Annotated in this window: 15 protein-coding genes; 9 read left to right on the top strand and 6 right to left on the bottom strand. The window is 54.2% G+C overall.

Translation table 11 applies throughout. The annotated features are described in order from the left end of the window. Positions 1 to 14: 14 nt before the first annotated feature. The 3 genes from H7A51_17935 to H7A51_17925 form a co-directional block, all read right to left on the bottom strand. A complete protein-coding gene (locus H7A51_17935; GenBank protein ID MCP5538098.1) occupies positions 15 to 428 on the bottom strand; it encodes a DUF883 family protein in 414 nt (137 codons plus the stop codon). Between the two features lie 265 nt (positions 429 to 693). Then, the gene (locus tag H7A51_17930) at positions 694 to 1,317 is read right to left on the bottom strand and encodes an MBL fold metallo-hydrolase (protein ID MCP5538097.1); all 624 of its coding nucleotides are present in this window, start codon (positions 1,315 to 1,317) and stop codon (positions 694 to 696) included. A 112-nt stretch (positions 1,318 to 1,429) separates the two neighbouring features. Next, on the bottom strand, positions 1,430 to 1,621 hold the full coding sequence (locus H7A51_17925; protein MCP5538096.1) for a hypothetical protein: 192 nt from the start codon (positions 1,619 to 1,621) through the stop codon (positions 1,430 to 1,432). Between H7A51_17925 and recA the strand changes: the two genes are divergently transcribed. Together recA and H7A51_17915 are read left to right on the top strand one after the other, a co-directional pair. After that, positions 1,620 to 2,654, top strand: coding sequence for a recombinase RecA (recA, locus tag H7A51_17920; GenBank protein ID MCP5538095.1), 1,035 nt, complete (start codon positions 1,620 to 1,622; stop codon positions 2,652 to 2,654). The two genes, H7A51_17925 and recA, sit on opposite strands and share 2 nt — an antisense overlap. 358 nt (positions 2,655 to 3,012) lie before the next feature. After that, complete coding sequence (locus H7A51_17915; protein ID MCP5538094.1) at positions 3,013 to 6,732, top strand: hypothetical protein; 3,720 nt, start codon at positions 3,013 to 3,015, stop codon at positions 6,730 to 6,732. Between the two features lie 2 nt (positions 6,733 to 6,734). Here H7A51_17915 and H7A51_17910 read toward each other — a convergent pair whose 3' ends face one another. Next, the gene (locus H7A51_17910) at positions 6,735 to 8,285 is read right to left on the bottom strand and encodes a hypothetical protein (protein MCP5538093.1); all 1,551 of its coding nucleotides are present in this window, start codon (positions 8,283 to 8,285) and stop codon (positions 6,735 to 6,737) included. 67 nt (positions 8,286 to 8,352) lie between these two features. Beyond that, positions 8,353 to 8,802 (bottom strand): DUF393 domain-containing protein, encoded by a 450-nt coding sequence (locus H7A51_17905; GenBank protein ID MCP5538092.1) that lies wholly within the window; start codon positions 8,800 to 8,802, stop codon positions 8,353 to 8,355. Positions 8,803 to 8,933: 131 nt separating this feature from the next. Here H7A51_17905 and H7A51_17900 point away from each other — a divergent pair, with 131 nt between their 5' ends. Genes H7A51_17900 through H7A51_17870 form a run of 7 tightly spaced genes read left to right on the top strand, consistent with a single transcriptional unit; the run spans position 8,934 to position 17,702 of the window. Further along, the gene (locus tag H7A51_17900; protein ID MCP5538091.1) at positions 8,934 to 9,923 is read left to right on the top strand and encodes a MoxR family ATPase; all 990 of its coding nucleotides are present in this window, start codon (positions 8,934 to 8,936) and stop codon (positions 9,921 to 9,923) included. Positions 9,924 to 9,934: 11 nt separating this feature from the next. Further along, positions 9,935 to 10,825: a DUF58 domain-containing protein gene (locus H7A51_17895; GenBank protein MCP5538090.1), complete on the top strand. Its 891-nt coding sequence runs from the start codon at positions 9,935 to 9,937 to the stop codon at positions 10,823 to 10,825. Next, complete coding sequence (locus tag H7A51_17890) at positions 10,822 to 11,769, top strand: hypothetical protein (GenBank protein ID MCP5538089.1); 948 nt, start codon at positions 10,822 to 10,824, stop codon at positions 11,767 to 11,769. The genes H7A51_17895 and H7A51_17890 overlap by 4 nt, the downstream gene beginning before the upstream one ends. Then, complete coding sequence (locus H7A51_17885; protein ID MCP5538088.1) at positions 11,766 to 12,794, top strand: VWA domain-containing protein; 1,029 nt, start codon at positions 11,766 to 11,768, stop codon at positions 12,792 to 12,794. Before H7A51_17890 ends, H7A51_17885 begins: the two co-directional genes overlap by 4 nt. A 7-nt stretch (positions 12,795 to 12,801) precedes the next feature. Next, the gene (locus H7A51_17880) at positions 12,802 to 14,973 is read left to right on the top strand and encodes a VWA domain-containing protein (GenBank protein ID MCP5538087.1); all 2,172 of its coding nucleotides are present in this window, start codon (positions 12,802 to 12,804) and stop codon (positions 14,971 to 14,973) included. An 18-nt stretch (positions 14,974 to 14,991) separates the two neighbouring features. Continuing rightward, on the top strand, positions 14,992 to 16,809 hold the full coding sequence (locus H7A51_17875; GenBank protein ID MCP5538086.1) for a BatD family protein: 1,818 nt from the start codon (positions 14,992 to 14,994) through the stop codon (positions 16,807 to 16,809). After that, positions 16,806 to 17,702 (top strand): tetratricopeptide repeat protein, encoded by an 897-nt coding sequence (locus H7A51_17870; GenBank protein ID MCP5538085.1) that lies wholly within the window; start codon positions 16,806 to 16,808, stop codon positions 17,700 to 17,702. Before H7A51_17875 ends, H7A51_17870 begins: the two co-directional genes overlap by 4 nt. Before the next feature lie 9 nt (positions 17,703 to 17,711). Here the strand turns inward: H7A51_17870 and H7A51_17865 are convergent, their stop codons facing one another. Continuing rightward, entirely contained in the window at positions 17,712 to 17,969 is a 258-nt protein-coding gene (locus H7A51_17865) for a hypothetical protein (GenBank protein ID MCP5538084.1), read from the bottom strand. Positions 17,970 to 18,047 lie beyond the last annotated feature (78 nt).

Genomic DNA, 18,047 nt, shown 5'->3' with positions numbered 1-18,047 from the left:
TGATCGTTATTCTGTTAGCGACGGATGGCGAGGCCAATGACAAAGCCAATTCCCAGAGCCGTTAAAACGGATTTGGTAGGGTGTTGGCGGATGTATTCCTCGGTGTCGGCGTGGACCTCACGTACTTTGACGCGGCCTTGTTGCATTTGCTCACCGGCGGTTTGCTTGATCTGCTGGGCCTTGACGCTAGCCGTCTCCTTGAGGTCGCTGGCCTTCGAACCCGCAAACTCGCGGAATTGCTGGGCTTTGTCCACAGCGGCTTGTTTGAATTGCTGGGCCTTGACGCTGGCTTCATGTGCCACTTGCTTGGCCTTGTTGGCGGCATCCCCCGCAGCGGCCCGAAGGTCGTTGGCTGCTTGTTGGGATGGTGGTGTCTCACTGAAGGGTGAGTCGGATGCGAAATTTGGGTCTGCGTATGTTTCTTCCATGGTTTTCGTTAGGTTAATGGTGAGTCGGTTGATGGGTTGCTTGGTGGTCCGTGGTGGGTGATGATCTCACGGAACTCTGTTGGCGGCTACGCTGTAGCACGCGCATGCATTTTATGTTTCTCTGTTTGTTCGGTGGTTAGAATATTGCGGCTACACGCCGCCCTCTGCCCTAGGTTGGCACTTTTCTTGGTAGAACGCAAGTGGTCGTGTCGGTAATTTGTAGGTTTCTTGTCATCACCCCGGACACAGGTTCCGGCAATCTCTCTCAAAGGAACGGGTTGGTCGACTGCTCCGTCGCAATCGTGGTGGCCGGTCCGTGGCCGGGGAAGACCCTGGTTTCCGGGGGTAAAGTGAACAGTTTGCCACGGATACCCTGAAGTAGCAGCTCCATATCCCCACCCGGCAAATCAGCTCTGCCCACGCCGCCGGCAAACAAGGTGTCACCACCAAACGCCAGCCCGTCATGAACAAACACCACGCTGTCGGGTGAGTGTCCGGGCACGTGCTCAAGTGAAAATTCAAGGCCCCCGGCCTCGAGTCCGGCTTTTCCTTCAAGCAGGTTCTCAATGGTGTATGGCTCTACATGGATCGGGATACCCGACTGCTGGAGGAGTTTTTCCAGAGTGAGTTCGTCGGAATAAGGGGCGTAGGCATGCAGTCGCACCCCCTTTGCCGCCAGCTTGGCGACATCCTCCACGTGGTCATAGTGCTGGTGTGTGAGCAAGAGGTCGGTCGGCAGTTCGCCGAGCTTCTCCAGCCACCGGCTGATCCCCAGCGGCGCGTCAATGAGGAGGCAGGCGCCCCCCTCTTTGCCTGATCCAAGCAGGTAGCCATTGGTCTGTGCCATGCCTCCTGTGTAACTTCTGATATTCAGATCCTGTGAGTCCATGCCCCTGATCATGCCCAGTATCCACACTTCGACCACCCCTTTTTCTGTCAATTCTTCGACCAGGGACAGGCTGCAACTCCCGTCAAATGAACATGTTCTATTTAACAGTGATCTATTGAACAGTTTTTTGTTGACTTCGCTGAAGACGCCCCCTAAAGTGCGGAAAACCAAAAACAACCATTGTCATGAGTACCGCAACAGCTAAACCTAGTTCATCCGCCACCAATTCCTCCGCTTCCAAATCCGCCACCGCAGTCGCGGAAGCTCCAGTGGAATCGCCTTCATCAAAAACCAAAAAATCCATGGCATCCAAAAACACGCCCCCCCCCGACGATAAAGTCGCGGCAGCCCGCAAAAAGAATCTCGATCTCGCAATTTCCCAAATCCAGAAGGATTTCGGCGAAACCGCCATCATGCGTCTCGGCGACGGCCATCGTGTCGATGTCGATGTCATCCCGACAGGAAACCTGCTGATCGACCGTGCTCTCGGTGTCGGTGGTTTCCCGCGTGGGCGTATGATCGAGGTCTACGGACCGGAATCATCAGGGAAAACCACTCTCACCCTGACGGTGGTCGCCCAGGCCCAGAAAGCTGGCGGCCTGGCTGCCTTTGTTGATGTTGAACACGCTCTCGACCCCGCATACGCCGAAAAGCTGGGTGTCAAGATCGACGATCTTCTGGTTTCCCAACCAAACTCCGGCGAGGAAGCGCTGCAAATTGTCGAAACCCTTGTGCGCTCTAACGCCATCGACGTCATCGTGCTCGACTCCGTAGCCGCCCTGGTCACCAAACAAGAACTCGCGGGTGAGATCGGCGATAGCACCGTGGGCACCCAGGCCCGCTTGATGAGTGCAGCCATGCGTAAACTAACAGCTCTTATTTCCAAGGCCCGCACCACCTGCATCTTCACCAACCAGATCCGCGAGAAAATCGGTGTGATGTTTGGCAATCCTGAAACGACCCCCGGTGGCCGCGCCCTCAAGTTTTTCTCTTCCGTCCGTGTGGATATCCGCCGCATTGGCCAGATCAAGGCGACCGATGGCAGCGTCGCGGGGAGCCGCACCCGGATCAAGGTCGTCAAAAACAAAGTTGCCGCCCCGTTCAAGGAAGCCGAGTTCGATATCATGTATAACGAAGGCATCTCTTCCGTTGGCTCACTCATTGACCTCGCCATTGAATTCGATATCATCCAGAAACGCGGTAGCTGGTTCAGCTATTCAGGTAACCAGCTCGCCCAGGGACGCGATGCGGCCAAAGTGGCTCTCAAGGAGGACCAGTCTCTCTATGACGAGATTGAAGCCAAGGTGAAGGAGGCGATGTCTGAGGACAAAGCGTGATTTTTTATTGTTAGCTCTGTTTTATTGTAAGGTCAGCGGGGTCTCCATACGGGGGCCCCGTTTGTTTTTACCTGCGGCTGCGGTGTGGTCTGCTGTATCAGCTGCGGTCTGGCTGCGGTTTGCCAGGGGAGGCGGTGCTTGCATGAGGGGATAAAATGGCTATCAAGGGCATATGCCAAGGACCATAAAAAGAGCCGGGTTAACCACGGACGCCCCGAAGGATCGGCAAACAGGGGCCTGCCTTGCTTTTAGTCGGTGGCTGACATCGCTTGTTACGTTGATGGCTGTCATGTCGCTTGTCCCTCTATCCGTTAGGGCAGGTGAATCAGCGCAAATGATCCACTTGTCCAATGACGTTTTGAGCCGTTGGTCACCGAGCCAGCACTTGTATGTAAAAGGCAACCTGCGGATAGGTCAGCCATCGCTTGACGGACTCGAAACGTGGTTGGACCAGCATGGTAAAAACTGGACGGTTGTCCTGATGGAGAGCGCCAGCGGAGAAGTGTGGAAAGACACCCGGGGAGTGAGCTACTACGGGATGGATGCCGTGGAAAATGCCCTGGGGCGTGGATTGGGAAATACGAAGCGGTTTTCAGATCTCAAAGACCTTCGCACCGGCCAGTCTAACGGCGCTGTATTTGTTCTGTTTCTGAACGAGCGAAAGTTCTCCTACTTTGGCTCCGATGCATTTGACCACCGGGGCCTCGGTGAATCCGCATGGGCGGGAAACCTCGACGGGCCAGCCCGGGACGCCATGCGTAACGGTGGCAGGATCATTGAGGCTGTTAAAAACACGGTCACTTACATCGAAAGCAGATTGACCCAGCGTATCGACTACGAGAAACGATTAAAACGCGAGGCCGCGGAGCAACGCGAACGGCTGCGGAGAATGACCCAACGTGAAATAGTCGATGTCCGTCACCAGCTGGATGAATTGCAAAATGAAGTGGGGGAGTTCCGCGCGCAAGCGGCTGTGCGTAACGGCGACCTGGCGTCTCCTCCCATCCCCGGGTGGCAACGTGATCTGGATGCCGCAGGCGATGCCTTGAAAGCGGGTCACGTGGAAACAGCATCGACCGCCGTATCCACGGTGAGAGCCAAGCTTGCCAACCACCATCAATTGATCCAGGATTGGTACCATGATGGAGAAGAACTGAAGAAGGTCGGTTTGCGTATCGACCAGGTTACCCTGGTCGACGAAAATAGAAGAGGTGCGGAAATGCTGGCGGCTGTGCAAGAGCTGTATGCCAAAAGCAAGGCCGGGCACAGTGCCGGCCAGTCGGCCTATGCGGCACCATTCAACCAGACGATCCATGCTCTCAATAAACTCGAATCCGCCAATGCGTTGGCTGTGCGTGAAAAGGAAAACCGTGCACGCCGCGAGCGTGAGCGTGCGGAAAAAATTAAAAATCTGTCGACTGTTGGAGGCTCCGTTGCAACTCTGGCTGTTTGTTTGTTAGGGTTTGGGGCGAACCGACGTCGACGGAAAAGTAAACAACATGCCGAGCAGGTGTTTGCACATTGGCACGAGCAGATGAAGGGCCGGTTTGACCGGTTGTTTGAGGTGATGGACCGGGCGGGTGTTGTGGTTGGATCGGAAAAGGATTTGTCCGGGCGCGGCTACGAGGGCGAGACACGGAGTGAATCAATCAATGCGATCAGGGCCGTCGACAAGGCCTTTATCCTGTCCTCCGGTGTCGATGACATCATTGAGCGGGTGGAGTCGTTGATTCATCCCTCATGGCTGGGGACAAAACTTGTAAACGTATTCTCCAGATCCCGCTACGAACGGGCCATTGAACTCCTGGAGCGTCAACCGGTCGTTGCGGGGTACGGAAGAATCAAGGTGGCGGACCGCGATGAAAACTCTTTGTTAGGTGATAGGGCCAAGGACGGCCCGCAATGCTCACAGCTAACCACGCCGCTCGCCTTTGCCAGTTTGATCCAACAATTCGATAGCACACTTGATTCTGCGACCGCCTCCTTGGATAGGGTGGATACGGCATGGGAAACCATCTCAGCCCGGACGGGTGAGCTTGGTTTAGTATTAAGCAGGATTGTTAGGAAGGAGCGCGATGTGAAATCCGCATCACTCAGTGATGGATGGCTCTCTGCCGAAAAGCTGTTCTCCACCTGGCATCCCACGGCTCGTAAACTTCATGCCCAGGGCATTGACCTAGGTAAACATGATCCGGTAGCCGCATTGGATGCTCCGTTGGGTCCAATCCCTCGGGCCGAGGTCATGGCCAATGAGATGCTGTTTGTCCTCGAGGTGGTCTCCGGTTTTAGAACCAACAGCTTGCCGGTGATCCTGGATCAGACCAGGTCGTTGCGCCGTGACGGGAGGAAGACAGGTTGGATCAATGACGCCATCAAATTGGCTGGTGACGGTCTCAATGCCCTGGCTGAGGCAGGTACTCAACAAAGTGTACAAGCTGGATGCGAATTGTTCCGCGATGGATTGCATGCCCTGGCTGATAGGGTGGCCAAGGCACTGGACCTCTCAGGGCAGTCTGGAAGGGAGTTACCCAGAATAACCGACACACTGCGTCGGGCAGCCGATGATGCCCGTGGCAAACTCAGCCGCGAGCTTCATCTGTCACGACAGGAAATCCTGACCGAACGGGACGAGTGGAACCCGGACATTTTACTGGCTGAGTCAGTCGGGCTAAGGCAAACCGCAGAGTCGAGTCTCGATCATGGAGCTGTCGAGCTTGCCGCGGATGCCATGCAGTCTTCACGCGCGGCCCTTTCTCTAGCAGAGAAACTGATCCGGGAAACAATCACGGCCTCGTCTGAGTTCCAGGCACGTTATACCCATGCCCAAACTCTGGCCGGCGAAGCTGAATCCCGTAAAGTCGAGGGGATACAAGTTTTGGATGATCTCAGAAAACACTATGCCGGGTTGGCGCTGTGCTATGAGCCAGGTAGTGATGGGGGAGATACCTTTGCAACGGCAGGCGAAACAATGCAGTCGGCTGTCCAGGCCATGACATCTGCCATCACCTCAGCCGATGAGGTCTATCGGGCAGGCAGGATCATCACGGCCCGCAATCATCTTATCGAGGCAGAGGATTGTCATCAACGGGTCTTGACCTTGCACGGTGGGCTTCAACAGCGTCAGTCGGATCTAACTGCGCTGGACGAACAAAATTCGATCCGTATCGTTGATGCCCTTGCCTCGTTGACGGGTATGCAAGACGCGACTGCTGACCCTAGGATCTGTGCCGATACCCTTGCCGCGTTCGCCCAGTTGGAAACCTTTTCCAGGGATGCGGAACGATCCGTTAAGGCACCCTACGGTGAGTCGAATCCGTATCTGTCCGAGCTTGCGCTTGATGAACTGGATGCACGGCTCGAGGCGATGGAAACAAGAATTAGCACCGACCGTGAAGCGTATGCCGAGGCCGAGCAATTGATAGTGGCCGCTGAAACCGCCGCTGCGGATGCTGCCAGGGTGATCAACGTGTCACAAACAGATGGTATTCCGGACAGCAGTGCCACCCACGATTTTGTGGGTCAAATTGAGCATTGCCGCGCAGCACTCCAGGAGTGCAGAAGGACCCTGGAAACAGAACACTCGCCATGGCGTGAGCTGATGAAGGAAATCAACAGCCAGCATACCCGTCTTGGCGTGGCCATGGCAGGCCTCAAGGACGAACTGCGCAAAGCGCGCCAAGCAGTCGACAGCATCCGCGCCGCCCGCGTTGAGGTTAATAGGGCTGTCATGTGGTCGGGTAGCTACGGTGTTAGAATTGCCGGCTCCCCAGGGGCGAACCATGTCCAAACAGCCCACGAACTTCTCTCGCAAGGGCAGTATGATGATGCCAGTAGAACGGCAGCCTTTGCGCGCACGCGTGCACGCCAAGCCATTGCAGCAGCAGAAGTGCAAGAAGCTACGATTCGCCGACAAAGGGAAGCCGCTGCACGTCGCCGGGCATCTTCGAGTTTCAATAGCTCATCAGGATTCAGCAGTTCCTCCTCCAGCTCCTCCTCGTTTGGTGGTTCGTCCAGCTCGTCCGGGTTCAGTAGCAGTAGTTTTTCGAGCGGGTCCGGGTTCAGTCGGTCAGGATGGTAAACCTACTCGCTGAGCGTAACCTCAACTCTGAAAAACCGCTCAGTGTCCGACGCAGTAAGGGTATGGGTGACGCGCTCGAAGTCGCCGGCCATTGGAGCGACGCTTGTCTGGCTGACCATCGGGGCGGCATCTGACCAGGTGCCGCCCTCCAATGTAGTGGATGTTTTAAGCTGGTAGGATAAGGCCCGCGTGCTTGCATCCGTTCTCCTGATATAGCTGATTTTGCTATTTGCATATTGGGGAACCAGCGGCTCGGTTGTGTTAGGGTGATATTGGGAGGCGACATCTGGTTCTCCACCAAAGGCATATTCGAGTAAATTGCCAATGCCATCGTTATCGTCATCTCCTTCACTTGTGAAATCGTCCAGGTTGGCGGCCCAACTCACAAACGATTCAATTACGGTGATGTTGAAATTTTCCGTTGCTGCGGAAAACTGATCGCACGCATAGCCCATTTGATGACTGGCTGTGCCCGCCGCCGGAATGGAGAGGGTGATGCTGTAGTTGCTCGGGCTGTTTTTCACCAGGCTTGCTTTGCGGGCTTTGATGGTGGCTGCCGTAGTTTCGTCAAACCAGTCTGTCCCGTTCGAGTTTGCCACGATTGTTCCAGCGGGGAAGGTATTGGTGAGTTTGATGTTTTCAGCTAAGGTATTACCCGTGTTGTTGATGGTGAAATCGATGGTAAACGGATGGCCGGCCCGGATGACCGGTGACGTGGTCGTGCGGGTGGCTGTAAGTGTCGTACTGCCAGGAATCGCTTTTGTCATCCGGTATCCGTCTGTTTCCATGATCGCGTTGAGCTCGTCAATGTAGTGGGGGATAAAACAGTCGTAGTTGGTGTAGGGGTAGGAACTGGTGGCTACCACACTATGGATACCGACGATGGCCGCCATGCCGTTGTAGGCGATGAATGAGGGGCTGCCCGAATCTCCATTGTTGAAATAAGCGTCGTCGCTCCCCCCCGAGCTGAAGTATTTGCTGAGTATGGCTCTGGTCTGGTTAATGCTAGGCGCAGTGAGGTAGCCTATGGAAAAAACGGTTTGCCTGGCACCTTGTCCGTTTCTTCCGAGCATAACAAGGGGGGCACCATAGTAGGACAAGTTGTTATTGTAGTTGAGATACGGATGATAGGCAATGTTGTCACCTGGTTCGATTCGATTGGACAGGGTGCCCAGAAGGACATCATACGGGTCGCCATTGAAGTTAGTGATAGCCGTTTGTGTGGCTACGGTGAAACTTTTCAACTGTCCGTCAGTGGATAAAAATCGGACTACCTTGCCAATGCCGGGCTGTGCATGGTTTGCGCCCAGAAAGTGGATGGGGGATACCATCGTCAGGCCACGTTGTTGAATAGGGGCTCCCGCCTCATACCAGCCTACGCCTGTTAGGTCCAGGTTGGCGTGGATGAAGTCAGGGTTGTGACCCGGGTTGTCTGGAAAGTTGAGAAAACGGTCGTGCTCGCTGGATGAGTAGGTGCGGATGACGAGCGCCTCGAGCTTTGCCTGGAACAAAGTGATCAAGGCACAAACAACAAATACAGTTTTTCTACTCATCCGGGTCATCACAAGATTCGGAACAACTTAAAGCCGGACATGCTTAGCTCAAGTGAAATACGGTCGACTAGGGTAGAAAACGTTTTTTGAAATCTTGTTCAGGCAAGGGGCAAGAGCGCTTCCCCCACGTCAGCCGGTGTCGATTGCGGGCGAGCAAGCGGTAAAGACCATTTTTAATGGCGCCTGGCACGTAGGAGAACACCCAGAACACGGCCAGTATACTGCCGGTGAGTTTCAGGGATCGCAGGATCGCATCAGCACTTCTCCATTGGCGTTCATCGGGCTGATTCGCGTTTTCAATCAATACCGCCGTTCCTGCTGGCCGTCCGTGGTCGTCGGTGAGTTTTTTCCAGTCGTCCGGCAGCCGGCCTGCCGTTTCCCCCTGAAGCGTCGAGAAATAAATTTTTTTCGACCGGTCCCATCGATACAGGACCCGGGCGGATGTTTGACAGAACAGGCATTCACCATCGAGGAAGAGGATGTGTCTGTCGGGTTCGGAAGGTTGTCGGCTGGCCATGGTCGTTATTACTGATACGCGCATTCTACCACGACTGGGCGATGGTATGTCAGCCTTTTTCGAGAATCCTTGAAACAGCCTCCCAAATTTAATGTTTAAGTGGTTGGACAGATCGCCCCCAAAAGACCACTATGACTGCCGTGATTGCTGACAAATCGTTTATTGAAGAAAACCAAAAACTCACCGAAGTTCGGAACGAGATTGGGCAGGTCGTGGTTGGTTTGGGAGACTTGGTCGACCGGCTACTCGTCTCGCTGCTCTGCAATGGCCACGTGCTCATCGAAGGAGTTCCCGGACTCGCCAAGACCCTCACGGTCAGCACGATGGCGCAGACACTGGGCGTTGATTTCAGTCGGATCCAATTTACCCCCGACCTGCTTCCCGGTGATCTGATCGGAACCTTGATCTACAACCAGCAAACGGGGGATTTTACACCGCACAAAGGGCCGGTATTTGCCAATATTGTGTTGGCCGATGAAATTAACCGGTCACCGGCGAAGGTGCAGAGTGCCCTGTTGGAGGCGATGCAGGAAAAACAGGTGACCATTGGCACCGACAGCTATGCTTTGGAGGAGCCGTTTCTCGTGCTTGCCACCCAGAACCCGATCGAGCAAGAGGGGACCTATCCCTTGCCGGAAGCGCAACTTGACCGGTTTATGCTCAAGGTGAATGTCGATTACCCGACCCTTGACGAAGAGCATGAGATCATGAAACGTATGTCGGTGAATACTCCCAAAATGGCGGTAAGCACGGTGATGAGTGCCGGTGAGATCATGACAATGAGGGAGTCGCTCGACAGCATTCATGCCAATGAGGCGATTGAGAAATATGTGCTCCGCATCGTCGATGCCACACGTAATCCCGCTGCTTATGGCCTGGAGGAATTGTCTCCCCTGATCAATCACGGTGTTTCACCACGCGCGAGTATTTTTCTGATGAAAGGTTCACGTGCGCATGCCTTGTTAGAAGGGCGCGACTATGTGACACCGCAGGACGTCAAGTGGATCGCCATGGATGTGCTCAGGCACAGGGTGTCGATCACTTACAAGGCCGAGGCCGAAGGCAAGGATGTGGAATACATCCTGAAGCGGATTTTATCGACGGTGGAAACCGTGGAGTAATCGTAGGGCTCATGATGAACCAGAGCGAACTCGAGAGTAAAGTGCGTCACATCCAGGTGCATAGCCGTAAGGTGGTGCTGGAGGTGTTGGCGGGTGAATACCGGAGTTGCTTCAAGGGGATGGGAATCGAGTTCGAGGATGTTAGGGAATATTGCCACGGTGATGATGTGCGGACCATCGATTGGAATGTGACCGCCCGCACCGGCAAGCCCCATGTGAAGACCTTTATGGAGGAGCGTGAGTTGTCGCTTTACTTCCTCATCGATGTGTCCGGGTCCAGTGATTTCGGCAGTGGTCAGTTCACCAAGAGAGAGATGGCGGCAAGGATCTTTGCTTTGCTGGCATTTGCCTCGGCGCATAATCACGACAACGTTGGCCTGATTCTCTTCAGCGACCAGATCGAACTCCATGTGAAGGCCGCGAAGGGGAAAAACCACGTGATGCGGATGATCGATCTGCTCATGCGCCACGAACCCATGTCCAGAGGCACGGATATTGGCGGGGCTTTGGATTTTTTCAACCAGGTGAGGAGTCGCCGCTGTATTACCTTCCTGTTTTCGGATTTTCTCGATCAAGGATACGAAGACATCCTGCGTCAGGCGGCACAGCGCCACGACTTGGTTTGTGTTTCCCTCAGCGACCTGAGGGAGCGTGAGTTGCCGCGAACTGGAATGTTGGAAATGGTGGATGCGGAAACGGGTGTCATGCGGACGATCGACTGTAGTGACGGCCGACTCCGTGAGCGTGTGAAAATGCAGTCGGCGAGCCAACGGCATCAACTCCAGGATTTGTGCCATGAGGTCAATGCCGACTTGCTGCCACTGGGCACGGAAGACGACTTTCTTTACGAAATCATCCGGTTCTTCAGGGACCGGAATAACCGGAGTGCTGATACGCGATGATGCGAGGTGATGTCATACATTGGGTATTGCGCATTCTGTTTGCCGCTGCATTCACGGCATTCGTCGGTTGTGAGCAGAAAACGGCTCCAACAAAAGGTGGAGGTGTCTTGCGTGAAGCCTCGGTTGAGGGGCTTCATCTATCCGTGCATGTTGCATCGGATAAAATCACCACCAGTGAGATGCTGCGTGTGGAGGTGGTGGTTCGTTCTGCGGAATCGTTGAAGGTAACAATGCCAGAGCTCAATGAATCAACCGGAAAGTGGGGTGATTTTCTTGTATTTGAAAGTCGAACCTCTCCTGCAAGGCTGGATGAAGAGGGCATGGTTGTGCAGAGTAGTATCTATATCCTGGAGCCAGATATTCCGGGTGTAAGTATGGTTACAGGTCTTACCGTTACGGGTGATGATGCCAGTGGGAAGTCGGTCAAGGTAACCAGCCAACCAGTAGCTGTGAAGGTGGCCTCTGTGCTGGTTAACGGAGAAAACAATATCCAAGATATTGCCCCGAACGACCGTGTCGTGGAGCAAGATGGCTCGCCGCGATGGCAAATAGCTCTCGTGATCTTCAACGTGACCGTCGTAATCGGCCTGATATTGTTGTGGTTGTCGAGGAAACGAAATAAGAAGATTGGGGATGGTCGACTGTATCAGGATTTTGAAAATCTTAAGACAGCCCCAGTGGTCGAGGTGATGAGCGGTATCGAGCGGGTGGTTTGTAGAGTCCTGGCACAGCAGTGGGGAATCAAGCTAACAAAAGTTGATTTTGCCGGTTTGCGGGAAGCTCTTGGTGGCCCGATCACGCAAGTCGCTGGCCTGGGTGATGCTATCGCGTCCTACGAGAGGATTCAGTATGCTCGTCGCACCGTGGATGAGAGTGAGGTAAGGGGTCTTTACACCCATTTTGAATCAATTATCAACCAGCAGGCAAAGGAGATGGTGACATGATCCTGGCCGAGCCATACTACCTTTGCCTGCTTACCCTGTTGCCATTGCTGATGATCTATCAGCGTAGGCAAAGGAGGAAAGAGGCGATTCGCTACCCGTCGTTTACTTTTTTTGCCGGTAGTGGCCGGACCTGGCGCCAGTGGTTGTTGTTTTTGCCCCCCCTGTGTCTTTATCTGGCATTGGCTTGCCTGGTGTTATGTTTGGCTCGACCCCAGGTCGAGGCGACTGGACATCGCGAGGACCGTGAGGGTATTGCCATCCAGATGTTAGTCGATGTTTCGAGTAGCATGGACATGGATGTGCAGACAGATGACGGGCCGATGACCCGGATGGAGGTCGCCAAAAAGGTGATGGAGGAGTTTGTCGCCGGGGATGGTAATGACTTGTCGGGTCGCCCCGATGATATGATCGGGGTGATTTCATTTGCACGCTATTCCGATAGCATCTGCCCGATGACGCTAGGCCATGATGCAGTCGTCTATATGATCCGGGAAATAACAATCAATGACCGGCCAAACGAGGATGGGACGGCCTACGGGGATGCCACGGCCTTGGCGGCAGCGCAACTCAAGGCACAGGAGGATCATGAGGGTGCGTTAAAGAGTAAAGTCATATTACTACTCACCGATGGTGAGAATAACTGCGGTGAGCAAATGCCACTCCAGGCGGCGGCCATGGCCAGGGAGTGGGGGATTCGTATTTACACGATCAGCTTGCAGGAGACGAGTCGGCCGACGGTTTTGAAGACGGAGAATGGAACATTCCTCAAACCGAAAGCCCCTACGGAGTCCGATCAGATCCTGGAGAAAATGGCGACGTCCACAGGTGGGATTTTCCGTACAGCCCATGATATGGACTCACTGCAAGCGGTCTACGGGGAGATCAATGAGCTGGAAAAAACCAAGGTGCAGGAAGTTGACTTTCTTGACTACGACGAAGCCTTTGCTGCCTTGGCGCTCGCCGCACTCGCTCTGCTATTGACCCGCTATTTGTTAACCTCAACCTTGCTTAGGATTTCCCCCTGATTGTGCTATGAGTGAGGTCATTATCCAACAACCGGAAATGCTGTGGCTGCTGCCCTTGGTGGCGGTATTCATCGTGGTTTTCCGTGTCCGCATGGCGAGGCGCAAACAAGACATGCAGGCTTTTGGTGAAGATGCAGCATGGCGAGGTTCCGAACACCGCTCGATGGAGTTGTGGCGCTTGGTTTTGTTAGTGGTGGCAGTCGTCCTGATCATATTGGCTCTCACCCGGCCTGCGGTCAACCCACACCCGAGAATGCTCCAACGGGAAGGGCGCGACGTGGTTTTCCTGCTCGATGTTTCCAAGAGTATGCTGGCAGAGGATCGACTGCCGAACCGTTTGCAGTCGGCCAAGATGGCTATCGCGGATTGTGTCAAGGACCTTCAGGACCACCGACTGGGACTGGTTGTTTTTGCCGGCTCCTCATCGATCGCCTGCCCGCTGACCGTGGACAAGGAGTTTTTTCTCAACAGCCTGGATAAAGCGGGGCCTGATAGCGTAGCGCATGGAGGAACGCGTGTGGGCGATGCGCTGTTGAAGGTATGCGATAAATTGTTTTCTGATTCCGACCAGGGTTATAAGGATATCGTACTGCTCACGGATGGCGGTGACCATGGTGAAAGTCTGACCAAGGCAATGGAGCTGGTGAATGAGAAGCAGGTGAAGTTGATTGCCATTGGTCTCGGGGATGAGAAAAAAGGGGCGAGGATTCCGCAGGTGGGTGCCAAGTCAGATTACATGCTTTATAAGGATCAGGAAGTGTGGAGCCGGCTCGATACCTTGCAACTCAGCCACATGGTCAAACAGGCACACCAAGGAGCATTCCTGGCCGTGGGAACTCGGCAAATGAAACTGGGCGATATCTACAAGCGCATCAGTGAGCAGGAGAAAAAACAACAGCTCGCGGAGGAATCCGTGGTGGTTTACGATGAGGTTTTTCAGATTTTCATCGGGCTTGCGCTGATTCTGTTGGCAGCGATGGTGATGGTGCCTCACACCCTGACGCGTCGACTCAAGAAGTCAGCGGTTGCGACAGCGATGTTGATGTTTGGCTTGATACAAACAGTCGATTCGGCCCAGGTTGATGTGGCGGACCAGGCTTTTGAAGCCGGGCAGTTTCAGCAAGCCCTGGAAATTTATGAAGTGCTCGCAGAAAAATCCGAGGACGCCCGGGTATGGTATAAAAAGGGGAACAGCCAGTACCGGTTAGCCCGCTATGAAGAAGCGGTGTTGAGCTACGAGGATGCCCTCAAACGGCAGCCCGAGGGATGGTTGATCAGGGACATTACCTATAACCTCGGTAATGCCTATTTCCATCAGTCCAAAAATGCCGAGGATTTATACACCGCCCTCTCGCTGATGAACCAAAGTGTGACCATGTTTCGTCGGGTCATTTTACAGAACCCAGATGACCGTGATGCGGCTGTAAATATGGAACTGGCGAAGATCGAACGACGTGGCTTGCAAAAGCAAATCGCCGAAGATGAAAAACGCCGCAAGGAAATGAAGGACGCGCTGGCAAAACTGAAAGAGTCCATTGAGCTGCTGATAGCTGGTCAAGCGCGCAATCTTAAGGACACGGATGATTGTTTGATGATGCCCGTGCCCGAACCATCACGTCTCAGGTCGTTGCTCGATAAGGAGCAGTCCCTGAAGCAATCCACAGCCGTGGCCATTGAACTCACCTCTGCCACCAACCAGAAGTTTTTCAAGGACCTGCCACCAGAAGTCAGTCCCTTGGGCGAAACCATGGCACAGCTTGGCAAGGCCCTTGATGACGAGGCGACGGCGATTGAGTACATGCTGCATCATCCGCACGACGCCTACGTTCAAGAGGATTTGGCACTGACCGCCCTGCGTGCCGCCTTGGAAGCACTTCCTCGTGATCCCGATAGCGCTGACGACCAGGAAGGCGAAGGAGAGGAAGGTGACGAGGAAGGCGAAAGCGAAGAAGGTGAGGGCGATGAAGAAGGCGACGAGGGTGACCAGGAAAGTGACGCTGATGGTGAGGGGACTGACTCGGAAGCGACGGAAGCGAGCAAAATGAATCTCGAATCCATCGATCTGCCTCCTCCGAACGACTCGCCTGAGGATGTGATCAAAAAGAATGCAGTCATGCAAGAAGCCCGGAAATCCGAGGGCGGCAAGAAAAAGGGGAAACCTGTCGAGAAAGATTGGTAGAAACTGACAATAACCACGATGAATATTGATAAACTACTCACCGCAATTGCAGCATTCATGATGAGTGCGGTTATTGGCCTAACTGCTCCCGAAGCGCAAATGCACGTCAGCATGTCGGCAAAGTCGTTTTATGTCGGTGAAGAGTTTCTCTACGAAATTCTCATCAGCCCGGCTGACAAGGTAACAGCGGATGAGGCTGAAGGGGATGACGAACTGGCGATTCAGTTTCTGAAGCAGGAGGTGATCAAACGTGATGATATATCCACGGTGGTGCTGCGCTACCGCATGATGCCACTGAGTCCAGGGGCGGTGATGCTTCCTTCCATAAGCGTCGAGGTGGGCGACCAGGTGCTGACCACGGACGAGGAGGCGTTTATCGATGTCAAACAAGCTGAAAGCTATCCCGGCATGGAAGTCATCCGGGCGATTCCCGAGCGTGATTTCTATCTGGGTGAACCTTTTATGGTTGATTACACATGGAAGTCCCCCTTGGAGCTCAACGGGTTTCGTGCTGTGAAATTCAACCTGCCGTTGTTTTACGATCCCGCTTTTAAAATCAGGAGTCCGCACCATTGGATCGAGGGCGATGATAAGGAGGCGATCGGTTTCCCGGTGGCCAACACGCGCGTGATCGGAAGGTATGGATCGTTGACGGAAGAGGGGAAGCGTTTCCATACGGTATCGTTTTCCAAAATTGTCACTCCCGTAAAAACCGGAGAATTTGCGATGCGCCCGAGCACCCTGTTGACCTCCTATGTGGCTCCTCCAGGGGGCCGCAACAAGGGGGGCGGGTGGAAGACAAACTACCCAAGCTACTTTAACAACAACTTCTTCGCCGAAACAGAAGGTGAGACATTCAAAAAGTACTATGCCACTTCCAAGTCGCGCACAATACGTGTGCTGCCGCTTCCCGATGCGGGCAGGCCACACGACTTCCAGGGGTTGGTCGGAGCTTGTAAGGTATCTGTCACGGCCACCCCGACGGTGCTGAACGCGGGCGACCCCATCACGTTGACCATCGTCGTCGATGGCTATGCGTTTCCCGAAGTATTCGAGCTGCCCGATCTGTCGGCACAGGCTGCGTTTACTCGACAGTTTGCCATGCCGCCGAGACAGTCGTCTGGCAGGATTGAGGGAAAGAAAAAAACCTACATCCGCACACTCCGCCCGCTCGCCCAGGATGCGACGACGATTCCTGCCGTCCGGATTCCCTATTTTGACCCCAGGACAAAGAGCTACGGCGTTGCAGAATCCGCACCTATCCCGATCACGGTCAAGGCCGCTGAAATGGTGACTGCCTTTGATGCCACCATGAGCGGCACCGGGCCATTAAAAAACCTGGTGGAAAAGAATCCCGAAGGGATACGCGCGAACGTCGCATCGCTCGATGCCATTCATCAATCCGGCTTGTCTGAACTTCAGTGCTTGCTGTTGCTGCTCGTCGTGCCGCCTGCCGGCTTCCTCGTCTTTTACGTGGCGAGTGCCCAACACCGGCTGATGAGAAAAGATCCTGTTAGGGCGCGGGCCATGGGTGCGATGAAGCGATTCAACAAGTCCATGAGACGATTCTCAGGACCGGACGAAGGTATAAATATGCTGGATGAGATCGTGCGTTCATATTTTGCCGATAAACTGAACCTCGCCCGGCACGCGCATACGTTTGAGGAGCTGGAGGATATCATAGGCGATCGTGTCGATATTGAACCCCTCAGGGAAATCTACGCCAGCAGTGCCTACCTGACGTACCGTGAAAAGGATGTGAAGGCAGACTTGGTTTCACTCGCAGAGAACGCAAGGAAATGTATACAAACCATCAACAGATCTAACAAGATATGATATTTATTGATAACCTCATGCATCGATTGCGGGAGTGCAAAGCAGGACAAGTTTGCAGCCTGTCGACTTGCTTGGCACCCATCCTGCCGACAAGTTGCAAACTTGTCCTACTTTCCCTGGCAGGGCTGTTGTTGGTGGGCCGTGCTGTCGCCATACCGGACAACCAGGAGGTTTTCACCGAGGCTAACGCTTTGTATGAGCAGGCGAATGTCCTGGCCTTGGTAAACCCTTCCGAGGCGCAAGACCTCTATCAGTCGTCTATCCTCAAATATCAATTCCTGGTCGAAAAGCGGAACGTCAACACCGCCGGGTTGCACACCAACCTGGGCAATGCCTATTTCGCCGCAGGTGAGCAAGGCTGGGCAGTGCTGCATTACCAACGAGCCCTCGCCCTCAGCCCCCTGGATGGGGATGTGCTTCACAACCTTCACTATGTCAGAAGCCTGACGATTGATGAGCTGCCGAAAACACGCACCCAGATCGTACAAGATACGCTGACCTTCTGGCATCGCTGGCCATTTGTTCACAGGGCCACGTGTTTCGGGCTGACCCATGCCTCATTCTGGGTTTTGGTTGCGATGCTGTTTTACCGCCGGGAGCGGTGGCTGTACTGGTCGATCGGCACGACCGCCACCCTGAGTCTCATTTTCGGACTGTCTCTTCTGGCCAGCCATCAACGCTGGGATAACCCGGTCGATGGTGTCGTGGTTGCCCGCGAAGTGATCGCCCGTCAGGGCAACGGCTTGATCTACGACAACGCCTTCACCTCCCCGCTACATGCTGGCACGGAATTCTCCGTGATCGAACAGCGGGGCGACTGGTATTACGTCCGACTCCTCAACGGCGACACCTGCTGGCTACCGGTAGATAGCGCGGAGTTGGTGGGGCATTAGCAATGCTCCCTACCACGCTTTACCGCCATCCCGGTCGTATGGAAGCCATGCAAGGGCGACGGTGCGGACATCGATATCCTTTTTGTAGGGTTTGATGACCTCGTTTTCGAGTTTGACCGTGGCAGGGTTGAATTCGAGTTCAAGCTCTTCGATTTCCTCGGCAAGTTCGGCTTCCAGTTCGGCGATGTCTTCTTCGAGTTGTTCGACTTTTTTTTCGGCGATCTTTACGTCCCGTCGCTGTTTATAGGCACGGCCAGCACTACTCACCCTGATCGTTAGCGAGGATTGGGCTGGATTAATTTTTGTGTGATATTCATGCTGAGGGGTTGTAAATCCATCGCGTTG

The sequence above is a fragment of the Akkermansiaceae bacterium genome, assembly GCA_024233115.1.
In the GTDB taxonomy this organism is placed as follows: Bacteria; Verrucomicrobiota; Verrucomicrobiia; order Verrucomicrobiales; family Akkermansiaceae; genus Oceaniferula.
Note: the sequence above shows the minus strand (reverse complement) of the source record. Positions and strands in the feature narration are given on the sequence as shown.